General features: G+C 72.6%; 15 protein-coding genes and 1 pseudogene. 12 read left to right on the forward strand and 4 right to left on the reverse strand.

Annotation, left to right across the window (positions count from 1 at the left end; all coding sequences use genetic code 11):
- Positions 1 to 43: 43 nt before the first annotated feature.
- The 7 genes from pepN to AB0E94_RS34735 all read left to right on the forward strand — a co-directional run bounded on the left by pepN (position 44) and on the right by AB0E94_RS34735 (position 7,108).
- Positions 44 to 2,539, forward strand: a complete 2,496-nt coding sequence (gene pepN / locus AB0E94_RS34705) for an aminopeptidase N (protein WP_360335275.1) — start codon at positions 44 to 46, stop codon at positions 2,537 to 2,539.
- A 68-nt stretch (positions 2,540 to 2,607) separates the two neighbouring features.
- Positions 2,608 to 4,110 (forward strand): ATP-binding protein, encoded by a 1,503-nt coding sequence (locus AB0E94_RS34710; RefSeq protein WP_360335277.1) that lies wholly within the window; start codon positions 2,608 to 2,610, stop codon positions 4,108 to 4,110.
- A gap of 25 nt (positions 4,111 to 4,135) precedes the next feature.
- Positions 4,136 to 4,741 (forward strand): nicotinate-nucleotide adenylyltransferase, encoded by a 606-nt coding sequence (nadD, locus tag AB0E94_RS34715; protein WP_360335279.1) that lies wholly within the window; start codon positions 4,136 to 4,138, stop codon positions 4,739 to 4,741.
- Positions 4,742 to 4,781: 40 nt separating this feature from the next.
- Entirely contained in the window at positions 4,782 to 5,177 is a 396-nt protein-coding gene (rsfS, locus tag AB0E94_RS34720; RefSeq protein WP_360335281.1) for a ribosome silencing factor, read from the forward strand.
- On the forward strand, positions 5,174 to 5,806 hold the full coding sequence (locus AB0E94_RS34725) for a histidine phosphatase family protein (protein WP_360335283.1): 633 nt from the start codon (positions 5,174 to 5,176) through the stop codon (positions 5,804 to 5,806). Before rsfS ends, AB0E94_RS34725 begins: the two co-directional genes overlap by 4 nt.
- Positions 5,807 to 5,840: 34 nt before the next feature.
- Complete coding sequence (locus tag AB0E94_RS34730) at positions 5,841 to 6,233, forward strand: hypothetical protein (protein WP_360335285.1); 393 nt, start codon at positions 5,841 to 5,843, stop codon at positions 6,231 to 6,233.
- Positions 6,234 to 6,262: 29 nt separating this feature from the next.
- Positions 6,263 to 7,108: a DegV family protein gene (locus tag AB0E94_RS34735; RefSeq protein ID WP_360335287.1), complete on the forward strand. Its 846-nt coding sequence runs from the start codon at positions 6,263 to 6,265 to the stop codon at positions 7,106 to 7,108.
- A 280-nt stretch (positions 7,109 to 7,388) separates the two neighbouring features.
- Here the strand turns inward: AB0E94_RS34735 and AB0E94_RS34740 are convergent, their stop codons facing one another.
- Together AB0E94_RS34740 and AB0E94_RS34745 are read right to left on the reverse strand one after the other, a co-directional pair.
- Entirely contained in the window at positions 7,389 to 8,420 is a 1,032-nt protein-coding gene (locus AB0E94_RS34740) for a hypothetical protein (protein ID WP_360335289.1), read from the reverse strand.
- A 27-nt stretch (positions 8,421 to 8,447) separates the two neighbouring features.
- Positions 8,448 to 9,209 carry a putative protein N(5)-glutamine methyltransferase gene (locus AB0E94_RS34745; protein WP_360335291.1) on the reverse strand — a complete coding sequence of 254 codons (762 nt, stop codon included), beginning with the start codon at positions 9,207 to 9,209 and terminating at the stop codon, positions 8,448 to 8,450.
- Between the two features lie 115 nt (positions 9,210 to 9,324).
- Here AB0E94_RS34745 and AB0E94_RS34750 point away from each other — a divergent pair, with 115 nt between their 5' ends.
- From AB0E94_RS34750 to AB0E94_RS34765, 4 genes and pseudogenes are all read left to right on the forward strand, one after another.
- The gene (locus AB0E94_RS34750) at positions 9,325 to 10,164 is read left to right on the forward strand and encodes a ComEA family DNA-binding protein (protein WP_360335293.1); all 840 of its coding nucleotides are present in this window, start codon (positions 9,325 to 9,327) and stop codon (positions 10,162 to 10,164) included.
- On the forward strand, positions 10,164 to 12,674 hold the full coding sequence (locus tag AB0E94_RS34755; RefSeq protein ID WP_360335295.1) for a ComEC/Rec2 family competence protein: 2,511 nt from the start codon (positions 10,164 to 10,166) through the stop codon (positions 12,672 to 12,674). The genes AB0E94_RS34750 and AB0E94_RS34755 overlap by 1 nt, the downstream gene beginning before the upstream one ends.
- A gap of 261 nt (positions 12,675 to 12,935) precedes the next feature.
- Positions 12,936 to 13,919, forward strand: coding sequence for a DNA polymerase III subunit delta (holA, locus tag AB0E94_RS34760; protein ID WP_360335297.1), 984 nt, complete (start codon positions 12,936 to 12,938; stop codon positions 13,917 to 13,919).
- Positions 13,916 to 14,119 (forward strand): annotated as a pseudogene (locus AB0E94_RS34765) (hypothetical protein); the annotation flags it as partial. The gene holA and the pseudogene AB0E94_RS34765, both read left to right, overlap by 4 nt.
- A gap of 1,339 nt (positions 14,120 to 15,458) precedes the next feature.
- Here the strand turns inward: AB0E94_RS34765 and rpsT are convergent.
- Positions 15,459 to 15,725 (reverse strand): 30S ribosomal protein S20, encoded by a 267-nt coding sequence (gene rpsT / locus AB0E94_RS34770; RefSeq protein ID WP_093621541.1) that lies wholly within the window; start codon positions 15,723 to 15,725, stop codon positions 15,459 to 15,461.
- Between the two features lie 194 nt (positions 15,726 to 15,919).
- Positions 15,920 to 16,924 (reverse strand): phosphotransferase, encoded by a 1,005-nt coding sequence (locus tag AB0E94_RS34775; RefSeq protein ID WP_360335299.1) that lies wholly within the window; start codon positions 16,922 to 16,924, stop codon positions 15,920 to 15,922.
- 53 nt (positions 16,925 to 16,977) lie between these two features.
- On the opposite strand from AB0E94_RS34775, the gene AB0E94_RS34780 reads away from it, so the two are divergent.
- Positions 16,978 to 17,511, forward strand: a complete 534-nt coding sequence (locus AB0E94_RS34780) for a DUF4240 domain-containing protein (protein ID WP_360335302.1) — start codon at positions 16,978 to 16,980, stop codon at positions 17,509 to 17,511.
- Positions 17,512 to 17,603: the final 92 nt, after the last annotated feature.

The following is a 17,603-nucleotide window of genomic DNA, read 5'->3' on the forward strand; positions in this document are numbered from 1 at the left end:
CCCGTCGAGCGGGCTGCGCACCTGTAACGGCATGATTGTCGTCATGCCGACCCTGACCCGTGCCGAGGCGGTCGAACGAGCATCACTCGTCGACGTCGAGGAATACCATGTCGACCTGGACCTGACCGGTTCCGGCGACACCTTCCGCTCCCGTGTCACAGTGCGTTTCCACGCCCGGGCCGGCGCCGCCACCTTCCTCGAGTTCGAGCCGGCCGAGGTCGCCTCGATGACGCTGAACGGCTCGCCGCTCGACCCGGCCGCCGCCACCGGTGCCCGGCTGGAGCTGACCGGCCTGGCCGAGGCGAACACGCTGGTCGTCGATGCTCTGATGCGGTATTCGAACGACGGCGAGGGCCTGCACCGCTACACCGACCCGGGTGACGGCAACACGTACCTCTACCAGCACCTGTTCATCAACAACGCCGGGCGGGTGCTGCCCAGCTTCGACCAGCCCGACCTGAAAGCGGTCTTCCGGGTCAGCGTCACCGCGCCCGCGGAGTGGCTGGTCGCGACCAACGGCGAGCTGGTCTCCCGGGACGGCGGCCGGTGGGAGTTCGCGCCCACGAAGCGCATCTCCACCTACCTGGCCTCGCTGATCGCCGGGCCGTACCACGCGGTCACCAGCGAGCACGACGGCATCCCGCTGGCGCTGTACGCCCGGGCCGCGCTCGCCACCCACCTGGACGAGCAGGCGGCGGAGATCTTCGAGCTGACCCGGCAGTCGCTGGACCGGTTCCACGAGATGTTCCGGATCCGCTACCCGTTCGGGCACTACCAGCAGGCGTTCGCGCCCGAGTTCAACTTCGGCGCCATGGAGTACCCGGGCATCGTCGTCTTCCGGGACGAGCTGATCCCGCGCTCGGCGGTCACCGACGCCGACCGGGAGCGCCGGGCCAACATCATCGCCCACGAGATGGCCCACATGTGGTTCGGCGACCTGGTCACCATGGCCTGGTGGGACGACCTGTGGCTGAACGAGTCGTTCGCCGAGTACCTGGGCTCCCGGGTCACCGCCGAGGCCACCCGCTTCGCCGACGCGTGGACCACGTTCGCGATGCAGCGCAAGGCCTGGGGGCTGCGCGCCGACCAGCGGCCCTCCACCCACCCGGTCGCGCCGTCCGAGGTGAACGACACCGAGCAGGCACTTCTCAACTTCGACGGCATCTCGTACGCCAAGGGCGCCGCCGTCCTCAAGCAACTGGTCGCCTGGCTCGGCGACGAGGCGTTCCTGACCGGGCTGAACGCCCACTTCGAGACGCACGCCTACGGCAACGCCACCCTCGCCGACCTGCTCGGCGCCCTGTCCGGGTCGAGCGGCCGCGACCTGTCCGGCTGGGCCGACGTCTGGCTGCGCCACGCCCAGGTCAACACGCTGCGCGCCGAGATCACCCGGGACGGCGCGGACTACGCCGAGGTGGCCGTGGTGCAGACCGCCCCGGACGGATACCCCACCCTGCGGCCGCACCGGATCGGCGTGGGCCTCTACGACCGGGCGCCGGACGGTGGCGTGGTGCTGCGGGAACACCTCGACGTGGAGGTGGACGCGTCCGGGCGTACCGTGCTGGTCGGCCTCGCCGGGAAACCCGCCGCCGACCTGCTGCTGCTCAACGACGGCGACCTGACGTACGCCAAGATCCGTCTCGACGACGACTCGGCCGCCGCCGTGCCGCAACTGCTGCCCCGCCTGGGCGACCCGCTGGCCCGCGCGGTGATCTGGGCCGCCACGCTGGACGCCGTGGTCGACGGCGAGCGCCCGGTCGCCGAGCTGGTCACCCTGGTCCTCGCCGCGCTGCCGGTGGAGAGCGAGGTGGTGGTCGTCGAGGACGTGCTGCGGGCCGCCCGTGGGCTGGTCGACAGGTACTCCGGCCCGGCCACCCGCCCGGCCGGGCTGGAACTGCTCGCCCAGGCCGCCGACCGGCTGCTCGCGGTCACCGGCCCCGGCGACTCCCGGCAGCTCGCCGCCGCCCGCGGGCTGATCAGCGCCACCGTCGACACCGCCCGGCTACGCGGCTGGCTGGCCGGCGAGAACGTGCCGGACGGCCTGGCCGTCGACGCCGACCTGCGCTGGCTGATCCTCTACCGGCTGTCCGTGCTGGGCGCGGCCGGCGCCGCCGAGATCGACGCCGAACTGGACTCCGACCGCAGCGCCTCCGGCGAGCAGTGGGCCGCCACCTGCCGGGCCGCCCTCCCGGACGCCGACGCCAAGGAGGCCGCCTGGGCCGCGATCGTCGGCGACGCGACGCTGTCCAACCGGCTGGCCGAGCGCACCGCGGCCGGCTTCTGGCAGCCCGAACAGCTGGACCTGCTGGAGCCGTATGTGAAGCGCTACTTCGCCGACATGCCGGAGATGATGCGGATCCGGGGCGGGATGAGCGCCGAGCACATCGCCACGATGGCCTACCCGTCGGTGGCCGTCGCCGAGCGGACCAGGCAGTTCGCCGCCGGGCTGCTGGCCGCCCCCGGCCTCAACCAGATCCTGCACCGGGTGATCCAGGACGCCGACGACGACATGCGCCGGGCGCTGCTCACGCGCGGCTGACCCGATTCGCCCGACTCCACCCCCGTGCCCGCACGCTCCTCGTAGCCTGTGGCTACGGGGGTGGATGCGTGGAGTGGTCCGAGGAGCTGTCCAGCGGTCTGCTGCAGGCCGCGCCGGACGCGATCCTGGTCCTGGACAGTGGCCTGATCGTGCTGGCCAACGACCGGGCCGGGCAGATGTACGGCTGGCCCACCGCCGAACTCGTCGGACAGCCCGTGGAGGTCCTGCTCACCGACGCCTCCCGGGCCCTCATGCCGGAGCGCCGGCGGCTGATCGCCGAGGCCGAGTCCGGTTCGATCGGCCGGATCGTCACCACCGCCCGCCGCCGGGACGGCACCGAGTTCCCGTGCGAGTCGTCCACCGCCCTGGTCGAGACCGACCGGGGCCGGGTGGCCGTCGCCGTGGTCCGCGACATCACCGAGCGGGTGCAGGCCGAGGAGGAGAAGGAACGGCTCCGGGCCGAGGCCCAGGCCCACCGTGACCAGCGCCTGGAGAGTCTCGGGCAACTGGCCGGCGGCATCGCCCACGACTTCAACAACATGCTCGGGGTGATCCTCAACTACGCGAACTTCGTCATCGAGGAGGCGGAGGCCGACCAGCCGGACATCGCGATGATCGCCTCCGACGCCAAGCAGGTGGTGCGGGCCGGCAAACGCGGCACCGACCTCACCCACCAGCTGCTCGCCTTCGCCCGGCGCGAGGTGGTCCGCCCCCAGCCGGTCGACCTGAACACGCTGATCACCGGCGCCCAGGAGCTGCTGCGCCGCACTCTCGGCGAGCACATCAGCCTGATCCTGCGGCCCGGCCCGGACCTGCCGACGGTCACCTGCGACCCCAACCAGATCGAGCAGATGCTGGTCAACCTGGCCCTGAACGCCCGCGACGCGATGCCGTCCGGTGGCCAGCTGGTGATCGACACCGGGCTGCTCGACTCCCGGGTCCGGCTGCGGGTCTGTGACTCCGGCCGGGGCATGACCGCCGAGGTGGCCGAGCGGGCGTTCGAGCCGTTCTACACCACCAAGGGCAGCGGCGAGGGGACCGGACTGGGCCTGGCCACCGTCTACGGCATCGTCACCCAGGCCGGCGGCGAGGTCACCCTGAGCAGCGAGGTCGGGCTCGGCACCACGATCACCGTGCTGCTGCCGGCCGGGACCGCGCCGAGCGATCCGGACGCCGTCGGCGAACCGGCCGGAACCGTGGGACGCGGCGAGACCCTGCTGGTCGCCGAGGACGAGGACGCGCTGCGTGACGTGGCCGGCCGGATCCTCACCGGGGCCGGCTACCGGGTGCTGCTGGCCGACGGCGGGGCGCAGGCGCTGGAACTGGCCGCCCGCCACGACGGTGACATCGACCTGCTGGTCAGCGATGTGGTGATGCCCGGGATGCTGGGCAAGGAGCTGGCCGAGCGGCTGGTGGTGGCCCGCCCGGGGACGCGGGTGCTCTACATGTCCGGCTACGCCCAGCCGGTCCTCGCCTCCCAGGGCACCCTGGATCCCGGAGTGGCCCTGTTGGAGAAGCCGTTCACCGCGGGCGACCTGCTCACCGCGGTTCGCCGCCGTCTCGACGGTTGATCTTCGCGCCGATTATTCTTCTCGAATGTCCGGTAAGCGTGTAGGGATCATGGGTGGGACGTTCGACCCCATCCATCACGGTCACCTGGTCGCGGCGAGCGAGGTGCAGGCCCGCTTCGATCTGGACGAGGTGATGTTCGTCCCGACCGGCCAGCCGTACGAGAAGGGCCGCGTCTCACCCGCCGAGGACCGCTACCTGATGACGGTCGTCGCCACCGCCTCGAACCCGAGGTTCCACGTGAGCCGCGCCGACATGGACCGGGACGGCCCCACCTACACCGTCGACACGCTGCGTGACATGCGTGCCGTCTACGGGCAGTCGGCCGAGCTCTACTTCATCACCGGGGCGGACGCGCTGGCCCGCATCATGTCGTGGAAGGACGCCATGACGATGCTCGGCCTGGCCCACTTCATCGGCGTCACCCGGCCCGGTTTCGAGCTCAGCAACGAGCATCTGCCGGCCGACAGCGTGACCCTCGTCGAGGTTCCGGCCATGGCCATATCCTCGAGCGACTGCCGAAAACGGGTGGCCGCCGGTCTTCCGGTCTGGTACTTGGTACCGGACGGTGTCGTGCAGTACATCAACAAGCGGGGCCTGTATCGGGACTCGGGTATTGCCGGGCCGGTGTGAGACGCTTGATGTCCTGTAACCCGACCGAGGGGACCCTCTTTTGCCCGTCACCGAACGCGCTCTCGAACTTGCTCTGACGGCCGCTCAGGCCGCCGCCGACAAGAAGGCGCACGACATCTCCATCATCGACGTCGGCGAGCAGCTCTACATCACCGACGCCTTCGTCGTCGTCTCGGCCTCCAACGAGCGCCAGGTCATGTCCGTCGTCGACGCCATCGAGGAGGCGCTGCTCAACCTCCCCGAGAAAGCCAAGCCGGAGCGCCGTGAGGGCCACCAGCAGGGCCGCTGGGTGCTCCTCGACTTCGTCGACATCGTGGTGCACGTCCAGCACGACGAGGAGCGCGAGTTCTACGCCCTCGACAAGCTGTGGAAGGACTGCCCGATCATCCCGTTCGTCGACCGCGATCTGGCCGAGGCCGGCGCCGAGGCGCCGTGACGCGCCTCATCGTCTGGCGGCACGGCAACACCGACTGGAACGCCGCCTCCCGCGTGCAGGGGCAGACCGACGTGCCGCTCAACGACCTCGGCCGCCGGCAGGCCGTCGACGCGGCCGAGCTGCTCGTCCGCCTCCGCCCGGCCGCGATCGTCGCCAGCGATCTGAGCCGGGCCGCCGACACCGCGGCCGCTCTCGCCGCGCTGACCGGGCTGCCGGTCGGCACCGACGAGCGGCTCCGCGAGCGGCACTTCGGCGAGTGGCAGGGCCACACCATGGCCGAGGTCGCCGCCGAGCGCCCCGAGGAGCACGCCCGCTGGACAGCCGGGGCGGACGTCATCGGCGGCGGTGTCGAGACCCTGGAAGACCTGGGCAAGCGGGTCTGCGACGCCCTGCAGGACGCGGCCCGCCTGGCCCCGCCGGGCGGCACCGTCGTCGTCGCCACCCACGGCGCCGCGGCCCGGTCGGGTGTCGGCCACCTGCTCGGCTGGGGGCGCGAGCAGTTGCGCACCCTGCGCGCGCTGCAGAACTGTCACTGGGTGGAGCTCACCCACGACGAGTCCCGTGGCTGGCAGATGTCGGCGTACAACGTCGGGGTCCTGGCCGAGCGCCCGGTCCCCCCGCCGGTGTAGGGAACCCGGATATGTCCGGTAACGTCAGAACATCATGCTGATCCGTAGAACCGTCGTCCCCGCCGCGCTGCTTCTGGCGCTCTCCGCCGGCTGCGCGAACAACACCCAGACCCCCATCGACGCCGGCGGCGCGATTCCCGAGTCCGCCGTCGCGTCCCCGGCCGCCCCCACGGTCTCCGCCCCCACGGTCTCCGCCGCCCCCGGCGAGACCACCCTCACCGGCACCGTGTCCGCCGGTGTCGAGCCGAACTGCCTGCTCCTCAAGGACGGCACCGGCGACCATCTGCTGATCACCGAGGACGTCAAGCTGAAGTCCGCGCTCCAGCCCGGGGCTGAGGTGACAGTGGTCGGAAAGTCCGAGCCGGGGCTGATGACCACGTGCATGCAGGGCCAGCCGTTCGTGGTCTCCTCGGTGGCCGCCAGCTGACGTACATCTGAATCAAGTACCTTGCCTGCATGACCATCGCGGTCGTCACCGACTCCACCGCGTACCTGCCGGCCGAGCTGAACGGCACGTATGAGCTGACCATCGTGCCGCTCACCGTCGTGATCAACGGCTGGGCCGGGCTGGAGGGCCTCGAGGTCGCCCCGGCCGAGGTGGCCCGGGCGCTCACCGCGCGCCGGGCCGCCGTCAGCACCTCACGGCCCGCGCCCTCCCAGTTCGCCGACGAGTACCGTCGCCTGCTCGCGGCGGGCGCCGACGGTGTCGTCTCGGTTCATCTGTCGGCCAAGCTGTCCGGCACCTACGAGGCCGCCCAGCTCGCCGCGGCCGAGGTCGGCCCCCAGGTCCGGGTGGTCGACAGCGGGACCGCCGCGATGGGCCTCGGGTTCCCCGCGCTGGCCGCCGCGGCGTCCGCCCGCCGGGGCCACGACCTGGACACCGTCACCCGCGCCGCGGTCGAGCACGCCGCCGCGGTGACCACCCTCTTCTACGTCGACACGCTCGAGTTCCTGCGCCGGGGCGGGCGCATCGGCGCGGCTGAGGCGCTGCTCGGGACGGCCCTGTCGGTCAAGCCGATCCTGCACGTCCAGGACGGCGCGGTCGTCGTCCGCGACAAGGTCCGCACGGCCGGGCGGGCCCTCACCCGGCTCGTCGATCTCGCGGTCGAGGCCGCCGGGGACGGCGAGGCGGACGTCGCGGTCCATCACCTGGGCACACCGGACCGGGCGTCCGCGCTGGTCGACGATCTGAGCGCGCGACTCGGCAATCGCTTGCGCGATTGTTACCTCACCGAGGTGGGCGCGGTGGTCGCGGCACATACCGGTCCGGGTCTGGCCGGGGTCGTCGTTCACAAACGCTGATTCGGTACGGAGTAAGCGCCGTCCCCGACCGCATCCCGGGTGCCCCGTGAGTGCGCCCGCGGGGCCGGCGTCCGCGGGTCTCGGGTCGGGCGTGCGTGCGTCTCGGGTTCGGCTGGCGCTCAGCGCTGTGTTCGGCGGCTTGAGGCAGCGCTGAGCGCCGGCTGATCTTGATCTTGCCGGTACCGGCCGATCAGCCCGGCGGTCGCGCCGGCGGCCGGGAGCGGGCAGCCACCTCGCGGGGTAGCCACGGTGCTCTTCGTGGCCGTACCGAATAGGGGTCTCAATGCGGCCAGGACGTCGCCAGCCACCGGGACGGAACGTGATCGGTGGGGGTCAGGTGTGGGGTCAGGTCGTGCCAGGCGATGGTGACCGGGCCGGCCTGGACCTCGTCGGCCTCCGGGAGCAGGGTCGGGGTGTCCTTCGGCCAGACGGCCCTGGTCCGCCAGCCCTCGGTGGTGTTGCCGAGCAGGTGGAGCTCCGCGGACGGCAGGGACGGGTCCGGCGGCTGCTGGTGGTATTCGTGCATGGCCAGCAGGCGTTCGGCCCGGCGGACCGTCTGGTGCAGCGGATGGCCCTCGGTGGCTGTGTAGGGGATCGTGCAGCCGTCGGCGTCGCTGCGGTAGGCCATCGGGGTCAGCGGATGCGGCGCGGTCACGAAGATCGTCTCGGCCTCGGCGAACAACGCCGCCAGCAGGGCGGTGTCGTCGGCGGTGACCAGGAGGGTTCCGCGTTCCGGGGCGAACGCTATCGGGACCCCGCCCACCTGGCCGGCGAGACGTGCCAGCCAGCCGGGCAGCAGCAGGTGGGACGTCCAGTAGGCGTTGCCGTCGTCGACGAACCGCACGATCGTCGGGCCGCCGGCCGAACCGTGCAGAACCGCGCCGGTCAGGTTCGACCGGGCGGTCGTGAAGATCTCGTCGACCGGCCGCTTCCATGCGGTGACCTGGGCCTCGGTGACGTAGGTCATGGTGTCCGGCTGGTCGATCACCGCGAACTCCGACAGGAACGGCAGAACCGGGCGGCGGATCGGAGCGCCTGGTGCCGCGCCGCGCAGCACCGGGCGGAGCATCGGGGCCGCCTCATCCCAGCCGGGCGGCACCCGCAGCAGCTCGGTGACCAGGTCGTTCACGGCTCTGCGGCGGCCCAGCAGGGGCGCCAGCGGGACGATGGTGGGCTCGTCCTCGCCCGGCACGGTGAACCTGATCTCGAAGCGCTTCGCGTGATAGCGGGCATCCCGGACACCGGCCCGCCGCAGGCGCCTGAGCATCCGCCCGGCCAGGCGGGCGCGGGCGATCCTACGCAGCAGGCCCACGGGGTCCTCGGGGATTCTCGTCAGGGGTCATCGGGGGCGGCGCGCCAGGATCGCGCGGGCGTCGAGATCATCGTCGGTGGCGACGGTGGCCGTCAATCCGTTCCCATCGGCGATCGTCGACGCGATCGGGGTCTGTGCCTCGGTGATCTCGGAGATCAGCAGGCCGCCGGGGGCCAGCCACTCCCGGGCGCCGGCGGCGACCGCCCGGAACACGGTCAGGCCGTCGTCGCCGCCGTCCAGCGCGGTGCGGGGCTCGTGGTCGCGGGCCTCGGCCGGGAGGAACGGGAGGTGGCCGGTCGCCACGTACGGGACGTTGGCCAGGAGCAGGTCGATCCGGCCGCGCAACCTCTCCGGGAGGGCATCGAACAGGTCGCCCTGGTGGACGTTCGTGGTCAGGTTGCCGACGGCGCACTCCACCGCCGCCGGCTCCACGTCGGCCGCGTGCAGGGTGATCCCGGGGACCCGGTTCCGCAGTGCCAGGCCCAGCGCGCCGGAACCGCAGCACAGATCCACCACCAGGGCGTCCGGGCGGATCTCGGCGGCGGCCAGGCGGACCAGCAGCTCACTGCGGACCCGGGGCACGAAGACACCAGGCCGCAGCCGGACGCGGACCCCGGCGAAGTCGGCATGACCGACCACCTGTTCCAGGGGCTCGCCCGCGGCCCGGCGCTCGACCATCCCGGCCAGCGACGGGCCGGCCGCCGCGGCCTCGATCAGGACGTCCGCCTCGTCCTCGGCGAAGACACAACCCGCCGCCCGTAGCCGGGAAATCGCCTGCTCTCGTGTCACACCCAGTCCTCGGGGAGTTGTCCACAACACCGGTTCGTCCACAGGGCCGCGAGCGGGGGAGCGGTGGAGTTCCTACGGTCGGGCCGTGCGAGAGGCGAAGGATAGCGGTGACGTCGTGGGAGCGCGGCTCCGGGCGGTGCTCGACGGGGGCGCGGCCGGCCGTCAGCTGCCCGCGGACGGGCCGCTGGACTGGGCGGACATCGTTCCGGCCTGGTCGGTCGAGGAGGACGATGTCTCCCCTTTAGAGGTAACCGGCGGTGGGCGCGGGGCCCGGCACGGCGGCGGTTCGCGGGAGTCTTCGGCCGTGGGCGGGGTCACCGGGGAGGGGGCGTTCGGGGATGGGCGGCGGCAGTGGCTGCACGCCTTCGACCCGGGGCGTCCCGGAGTGCGGGCGATGGCCGCGGTGGCGGTCGTCGTCGTGCTCGTGGCGGGGTTTCTGGCCTGGAAGTCGCGGCCGCAGGTGGACGAGGTGGTCTCCGAGCCGGCGGCCACCACCCCCGGGCCGGCGCCGGCCGGCTCGGCCGCCGCCGGGGGTGAGCTCGTCGTCGCCGTCGGCGGGAAGGTTCGTGAGCCCGGGCTGGTGCGGCTCGCGGCCGGGGCCCGCGTGGCGGACGCGCTGGAGGCGGCCGGCGGCGCCCAGCCCGGGGTGGACGTGGCGCCGCTCAACCTCGCCCGGAAGGTCGTCGACGGCGAGCTGATCATGGTGGGGGCGTCGCCGCCGCCGGGTCCGGCCATCGCCGGGGGCACTCCCGGTGCGGCTGGCGGGCTGATCAACCTCAACACCGCGACTCTCGGCCAGCTGGACACGCTGCCCGGGGTGGGGCCGGTGCTCGCGCAGCGGATCCTGGACGCCCGGGACGCTCAGGGCGGGTTCCGGGCGGTCACCGATCTCCGCAAGGTCGACGGGATCGGGGAGTCCCGCTACGAGCAGCTGAAAGACCTGGTGACGGTCTGATGGGCGGGGCGTCTCCGGAGTCACGGCGGATTCCGGATCTGCGGCTGGCCGGGTTCACCGTCGGTCTCTGGCTGGCCGCGCTGGGCGCGCTCCACCTGTCGGCCGGCTGGGGGCTGGTGGTCGGCGTCATCGGGCTGGGTCTCGCCGGCGGGCTCGTCGGGCGGCGGTGGACCGGTCCGTCGGCCGGTCCGTCGGCCGGTCCGTCGGCCGGTCTGGCCAGTCGGACGGCCGGTCTTCCGGCCGGTCTTCCGGCAGGTCCGTCGGCTGGTCTTTCGGCCGGTCTTTCGGCCGGTCTTCCGGCCGGGCCGTTGGCCGGGACTGGAGACGGCGGTCGGTGGTGGGTCGGGGCGGTTCGGTGGATCGGGGTGGCGGTCGCGCTCGGGGCCGGGTGCGGGGCGGTCGCCACGGCGGCCCGGGTCTCGGTCCGGGAGGCTCCGGCGCTGGCCGGTCTGGTCGGGGCGGGCGCGACCGTGCAGGTGGAACTGGTCGTCCGGGACGATCCACGGCCGCTGGCCACGTCGTCGGGGCCGCCCACCTATCTGGTCGCCGTCGATCTGGAGACGGTCACCGCCGAGGACTCCGCTCCGGTCCGGCTGTCGGCACGGGCGCTGGTGCTCGGTGCGGATCCGGGCTGGCGGGGGCTGCTTCCCGGGCAGCGGGTGGCGGCGTCCGGACGGCTCATGCCGCCGCGGCCGGGTGATCTGCGAGCCGCGGTCGTGTCGGCGCGGACCCCACCCCGCCTGCTCGGGAAGCCGTCCTGGGCGCAGCGCGGCGCGGGCGTGCTGCGGGCCGGCTTGCAGCTGGCCTGCGAGCCACTGCCGGACGCCTCCGGCGGGCTGCTGCCGGGCCTCGTCGTGGGCGACACGAGCCGCCTCGATCCGGCGCTGGAGGAGGACTTCCGGACCACCGGGCTCACGCATTTGACGGCGGTTTCCGGTACCAATGTGGCGATTGTCCTGGGTGTGGTGCTCTTCGTGGTGCGGCGGGCCCGGGCCGGGCCGGTGGTCTGTGCGGTGCTGTGCGCGATCGCGCTGGCCGGGTTCGTCATTCTGGCCCGGCCGTCGCCCAGCGTGATCCGGGCCGGGGCGATGGGGGCCATCGGGCTGCTCGGGCTGGCCACCGGGCGCAGCCGGGCGGCGGTTCCGGCGCTGGCGGCGGGCGCGGCGGTGCTCCTGATCGCCGACCCGGAACTCGCCGCCGACGCCGGGTTCGCGCTGTCCGTGATGGCCACGGCCGGCCTGCTGCTGATCGCCCCGGCCTGGCGGGACGGGCTGCGCCGGCGCGGATTCCCGGCCGGGGTGGCCGAGGCGCTGGCCGTGCCGGCGGCCGCCCAGGTCGCCTGCGGGCCGGTGGTCGCGGCCATCTCCGGCACGGTCAGCCTGGTCGCGGTGCCGGCCAACCTGGTCGCGGTCCCGGCGATCGCCCCGGCCACCCTGTGCGGGGTGCTGGCCGCCGTGCTGTCGCCGTTGTGGCCGGCCGGCGCCGAGTTCGTCGCCTGGGCCGGGCACTGGCCGACCGAGTGGCTGGTGCTGGTCGCGCGCACCGGGGCGCGGGTGCCGGCCGGAGCACTGCCGTGGCCGGGCGGCGCGTTCGGCGGGGTGCTGCTCGCGGTGCTGACCGTCATGTTCCTGGTGGCGGCGCGGCGGGTGGTGGTGCGCCGGCTGGCCACCGTGATCGCCCTCGGTGCGATCCTCGGCGCCCTGCCGGTGCGCCTGCTCGCGTCCGGCTGGCCGCCGCCGGGCTGGCTCGTGGTGGCGTGCGAGGTCGGCCAGGGCGACGCCGTGGTGCTGGCCGCCGGGCCAGGACGGGCGGTGGTCGTCGATGCCGGACCGGAGCCGAACGCGGTCGACAGGTGCCTGCGGCGGCTCGGTGTCGAGCAGGTCGCGGTGCTGGTGGTCAGCCACTTCCACGCCGACCACATCGGTGGGGTGGCCGGCGTGTTCCGCGGTCGTGAGGTGGGTGCGGTGATCGGGCCGGACTGGCCGGAACCGGCGAGTGGGCGGACCGCCGTCGAGGAAGCGGCGGCCGCGGCCGGGATCGCGGTGCAGTCGGTGGGGCGCGGGTGGGCGTACCGGAGCGGGGGGTTGATCCTGGAGGTTCTCGGGCCGATCACACCGATGCGCGGCACCAACTCGGATCCCAACAACAACTCGCTGATCCTGCGGGCGGTCTCGGGCGGGCGGGCGGTGCTGCTGCTCGGCGACGCCGAGACCGAGGAGCAGGAGGACCTGGTCACCGTGCTCGGGGCGCCCGCGCTGCGCGCGGACGTGCTGAAGGTCGCGCATCACGGGAGCGCGCTTCAGGCGACGTCACTTCTCGATGCGGTACGGCCGGCGGTGGCGCTCGTGTCGGTCGGGCCGGACAACGACTACGGGCATCCGAATCAGGTGCTGCTCGCGCGGATCGCCCGGGGCGGGGCACGGGTGCTGCGAACCGACGAGTCGGGGGACGTGGCGGCGGTCGTGGTCGGTAACGGACTCGGTGTCGCGGCACGTGGCGTCGAGGGGTGACCGCCCTACCTGAGGGGTCGGCGGAAGGTGCCGATGTGTGACACGCCCGGGTGAGGGATGCGCGCCGGAAGATTTTATGCCGTATTACTTCAATGAGCTGCGAAACAGGCAAATCGGATGTACGGCGGATCGCGCCTGAGTTCAGCGACTGTACGGTGGGGAGGGCATATCCGGTCGTTGATATGTCTGGTTTCGCGTTCGGTGATCAGCGGCCTGCGCTAACGAGTGAGGCTCGCGGAACTGTCGGTGGCCCGTGCGACGATGTTGCACGTGAATGCCGCGCCACCCCCCTCGTTGCTGCTCGTCCAAGGCGACGAGGAGCTGCTCGCCGCCCGTGCCGTCGCCGAGGCGGTCGAGGCTGCGCGAGCCGCCGACCCAGGGGCGGACGTCCGGGAGTATGAGGGTGGCTCGCTCGCCGCCGGCGAGGTCGCCGAGATGCTGAGCCCGTCACTCTTCGGCGGTCGTCGCGTCCTGGTGATCAGAAGCGGTCAGGATGCGCGTAAGGATTTGACCACTGCGCTGCTCGCCTATGCGAAGAGCCCGGATCCCGAGGTCACCCTGGTCGTCACGCACGTCGGCGGGGCCAAGGGCAAGGCGTTCGCCGACGGCCTGCGCGCCGCCGGGGCCACCGTGGTGCCGGTGATGAAGCTGAAGAAGGACTCCGAGCGGATCGGGTTCGTCCGCAACGAGTTCCGGCGCAACGGCGCCCGGTGTGACGACTCCGCCGCGGCCGCCCTGCTCCAGGCCGTCGGCACCGACCTCCGTGAGATCGCCGCCGCCTGCTCCCAGCTGCTCGCCGACACCGACGGCAAGATCACCGAGGCGGTCGTCGCGCGGTATTACAAGGGGCGTGCCGAGGTCACCGGTTTCGCGGTCGCCGACGCGGCCATGGTCGGTGATCTGCCCGGCGCGCTCGAAGCGTTGCGCTGGGCCCTGCACGTCGGTGTCGATCCGGTGCCGATCGCGGACGCCCTGGCCGACGGGGTGCGGACGGTGGCCCGGGTCGCCTCGGCGGGGCGCGGTAGTCCGTACCAGCTGGCCAGCAGTCTGGGCATGCCCGCCTGGAAGATCGAGAAGGCGCAGCAGCGCAGCCGCGGCTGGACGCCGGAGGGCCTGGTCGACGCGATGCGGGCGGCCGCCGACTGCAATGCCGCCGTCAAGGGCGGCGCTGAGGACCGTGGCTACGCCCTGGAGCAGACGGTCTTCGCCATCGCTGCCGCGCGTCGTGACGGAGGCGCCCGATGACCCGGACCAGCCAGCCCCTCTACGCCCGCGTGCTTCGGCTGCGCCACCTGGCGCCCAGTGGGCTGCTGTGCTTCGTCTTCCTCGAGGGCGCCGTCGTGCTCGGCATCCTGCTCGCCCTCGCTGAGCTGGTCAGCTGGTGGGGCGTGGTCGTGCTGCCGGTCACCGTCGCGCTGATGGTCAAGTTCAACGACCTGGTCGCGGGGGCGTTCGCTCCGCAGGCGGTCGCCACCGAGGGTGCCTCGTCCCGCACCGCTGTGCTGCGGCCGGCCGTGATGGCCACGCCGTCCGAGCAGGTGGCGGCCACCGGGGTGATGCGGCCGGTGGGGGCCGCCACCGAGCGGGGGAGCGGGTTCGGGCCTGCCGGGGCGGCATTCACCCGGGCCACCGGGGGGTCGGCTCCGGCGGCCGAGTGGACCGGGGTCTACAGCAGTGCCTCGGGTGAGCGGGCCGGGGGCGTCTACGGGTCGGCTTCCGGTGGGCGGCCCGGGGTTTATGGGTCGGGTTCCCCCGGAAACCATCGGCCGGCTTTTCCGGCCGGCGATCAGGAGCCTGGGTTTACGCCTGCCGCAGCGCCGGTCGCCGGTGGGTTCACGCCGGCGGCCATGCCGCTTGCGGGTGGGTATGCGCCTATCGTCTCGGCAGCGCCGGGGCCGCTCGGGTATGACCCGGCGGTTCCTGGTGACGTGATGCCGGAGGCGCCGGCTGTCGGGTATCCGGGGTCGTATTCGCGGGGAGTCTCCAGCGGGGGGTACCCGTCTGGCGCCGGTGGCCACGGCTCGTCCGGTCCGGGTGGGCACAGCTCGTCCAGTCCTGGGGCCGGCTCGTCTGTCCCTGGGACATACGGCTCGTCTGGTCCAGGGGGTTACGGATCCTCTGGCCCCGGTGGGCACGTCTCGTCTGGTCCCGGTGGGCACGTCTCGCCTGGTTCAGGGGGGTACAGCTCGTCTGGTGCCGGGGGATACGGCGAGGATGGGCAGCATCAGGTGCGGTCGACCGTGGAGCCGGCGGTGGAGGAGCCGCGTGCGCACAACGCTCCGGTTCGCCGTGCCTGGGCTGACGAGCTCGACATCCGGCAGCAGATGGCCCGGCAGGCCGCTTCGCGTCGCTACGAATGAGCCCGTTGCCTTTCGGGCTTCGGAGTGCGGTTCGAGCGGTGTCGCCGGTCGCCACACGGTTGTGTGGTCAGGTGCGGTTCGATGCGAGCCGCGGGTAGCCACGCGGATGGGTGCCGGTGGTTGTGTGGTGAGGTGTGGTCCGATGCGCGCCGCGGGTTGCCACGCGGATGGGCGCTGGCGGTTGTGTGGTGAGGTGCGGTTCGATGCGCGCCGCGGGTTGCCACGCGGATGGGTGCCGGTGGTTGTGTGGTGAGGTGTGGTCCGATGCGCGCCGCGGGTTGCCGCACTGCTAAACGAAACCGGGCACCGACACGAACCGTGAGGTTCGGCGGTGCCCGGGTTTGTCCGTGCCGGCCCGCCTCAAGGGCGGGCACGGGCTATCAGCCGCGTCCATGCGGCTGTGCTCTGATCCAGAACGAGCGGATCAGGCGGACAGCGAGGCGATCTTCTTGGCGATGGCCGACTTGCGGTTGGCCGCCTGGTTCTTGTGAATGACGCCCTTGCTGACGGCCTTGTCCAGCTGGCGCGAAGCGTCACGCAGCAGCGCGGTGGCCGACTCGACGTTGCCCGAGTCACTCGCCTCGTGCAGCTTGCGGATCACGGTCTTCAGCGAAGACTTGACCGACTTGTTGCGCAGACGGGCCTTCTCGTTCTGCCGGTTGCGCTTGATCTGGGACTTGATGTTCGCCACGCGACAGCCTTGTCCTGACTAGTTCGGAAACAATGGTCTAAAACGAGTGTTCACCGCGCGGCCGTCTCGATCCGGCGAGGCCGGTGCAGGAAACAACAGCGTGTCACCACACGCGAGGTACCAGGTTACCAGCACGCCAACGGGCCGCCAAAACGGCTCCGGATTCGGCGGCTTTCACCGTCTCCCACCGGCTCTCACCGGCGGAACCAGCGGCGTCGGCTGGGCTCCGCGTCCCACCCTCGGCGCTCGGCCAGCCAGGCGAGCGCCTGCTCGCCGCTGAACCGCTGGTGCTGCCGGCTGTGCGGCGACGCGCTGCTCGGACCGTCCCCGGCTCGCGTCAGCCAGTATCCGGCGAGCGCGGCCAGCGCCCCGTCCACCCCCTCGTCGGGAGCGCCCCACGCGCGCAGCACGGTGTCCGTGTCCAGGCCGCTGGCGTACGCGCTGACCAGCAACGTCACCGTGTCGAACCAGGGCGCGCCGAGGCACGGCCAGGTCCAGTCGCACAGCCAGGCCCGGCCGTCCCGGTCGATCAGCACGTTGTCGATCCGCAGATCGCCGTGGCACATCCCGTCGCCGGCCGCCAGAGCGGGCAGCGCGCGCTCGAGTTTCGCCAGCTCGGCCAGCCGGTGCGGGGCGATCGTGGCGAGGGCCGGTTCGGGCATCGGCGCACGGCGGGCGGCGATCAGCGACCACCAGGACATCTCGTCGCGCAGGATCTCCGGGAGCGCCGGCAGGCCGATCCCGGCGAGTTGCGGCGACGGGTAAGCGAGCGCGGTCGCGGCGGCCGACCAGGTGCGCAGGGTGGTGTCCAGGTCCGGCTGTGACCAGGGCAACTCCGGGATCCGGCCGTCGATCGCCGGCAGGCACAGGACGTACCAATCGGAATCGGTCATGGTCCAGAGCGGGCGGGCGGCGGTCACCTCCGGCGGGAGGGCCGCGGTCAGGGCGGCTTCCCGGGCGTACCACTGGGACACCGGGTCGCTCAACGGCGCGGCCTTCACGAACACGCTGGTCCCGGTCTCGGTGTCGAGCACACTGGCGAGGGCCCTGGTGAAACCGCCACCTGCGCTACGCGCGGCGGACACCGGCGATCCGAGACGCCGGCTGATCGCTTTCCGCAGGTCGTCCGGCAGGTCAGACCACTGCGGCCGTACGGCGGTCGCGTCGTAAGGAACGTCGGGCAGAGTGATCGGCCGCATGACCTCATCCTGCCGCCCGCGGAAATGTCGTACCGCACTGGCAGGATCGCGGCATGCGAACCGACGATTTCTGGGCGGTCATCGACCGTGCCACCGCCGACCGGCCGGCCTCGCCCGCCCAGGTGGCCGAGCGTGCCGTCGCCGACCTGGCCGCGCGCGATCCGGAGGAGATCGTCGCGTGGGGCCGCCATCTCGACAAGGTGATGGCCGCCTCCGGCACCGAGGATCTGTGGGCGGCGGCCTATCTGATCAACAGCGGCGCCGACGAGGCCGGGTTCGACGCGTTCCGGGGCTGGCTCATCGCGCACGGGCGCAAGGCCGTGGCGGCCGCTGTTCAGAAACCGGATGTCCTGGCCAATGTGGTGGTGATCAAGGAGGCGGCGGACACCGGCGCGGTGTTCGAGGCGGAGGAGGTGCTCGGCATCGCGGCCCGCGCCTACGAGGAGGCGACAGGCGGCCCGCTGCCCGCCGAGGAGCGGCCACGTACCCGTCCCAAGGTGGCCGACCTGTGGGATTTCGACAACGAGGACGAGATGCGCCGCCGCCTGCCCCGGCTGGCCGCCCTGTTCCTGGAACCCCCGGACTGATCCCTCGGCGGCCCACCGAGAGGGCGGGAGACGCGGGCGCCTCGGGCGGTCCCGCCGACGTGGGTGATGCCGGGTGCGGGCGTGGGGATTCG

Source organism: Actinoplanes sp. NPDC026670, from assembly GCF_040638175.1.
Lineage (GTDB): Bacteria > Actinomycetota > Actinomycetes > Mycobacteriales > Micromonosporaceae > Actinoplanes.

Bases quoted from the DNA above. Each gene is read 5' to 3' on its own strand.
- pepN (WP_360335275.1), top strand. From the start codon at position 44: ATGCCGACCCTGACCCGTGCCGAGGCGGTCGAACGAGCATCACTCGTC.
- nadD (WP_360335279.1), top strand. From the start codon at position 4,136: ATGTCCGGTAAGCGTGTAGGGATCATGGGTGGGACGTTCGACCCCATC.
- AB0E94_RS34730 (WP_360335285.1), top strand. From the start codon at position 5,841: ATGCTGATCCGTAGAACCGTCGTCCCCGCCGCGCTGCTTCTGGCGCTC.
- AB0E94_RS34735 (WP_360335287.1), top strand. From the start codon at position 6,263: ATGACCATCGCGGTCGTCACCGACTCCACCGCGTACCTGCCGGCCGAG.
- AB0E94_RS34755 (WP_360335295.1), top strand. From the start codon at position 10,164: ATGGGCGGGGCGTCTCCGGAGTCACGGCGGATTCCGGATCTGCGGCTG.
- holA (WP_360335297.1), top strand. From the start codon at position 12,936: ATGTTGCACGTGAATGCCGCGCCACCCCCCTCGTTGCTGCTCGTCCAA.
- AB0E94_RS34775 (WP_360335299.1), bottom strand. From the start codon at position 16,924: ATGCGGCCGATCACTCTGCCCGACGTTCCTTACGACGCGACCGCCGTA.
- AB0E94_RS34780 (WP_360335302.1), top strand. From the start codon at position 16,978: ATGCGAACCGACGATTTCTGGGCGGTCATCGACCGTGCCACCGCCGAC.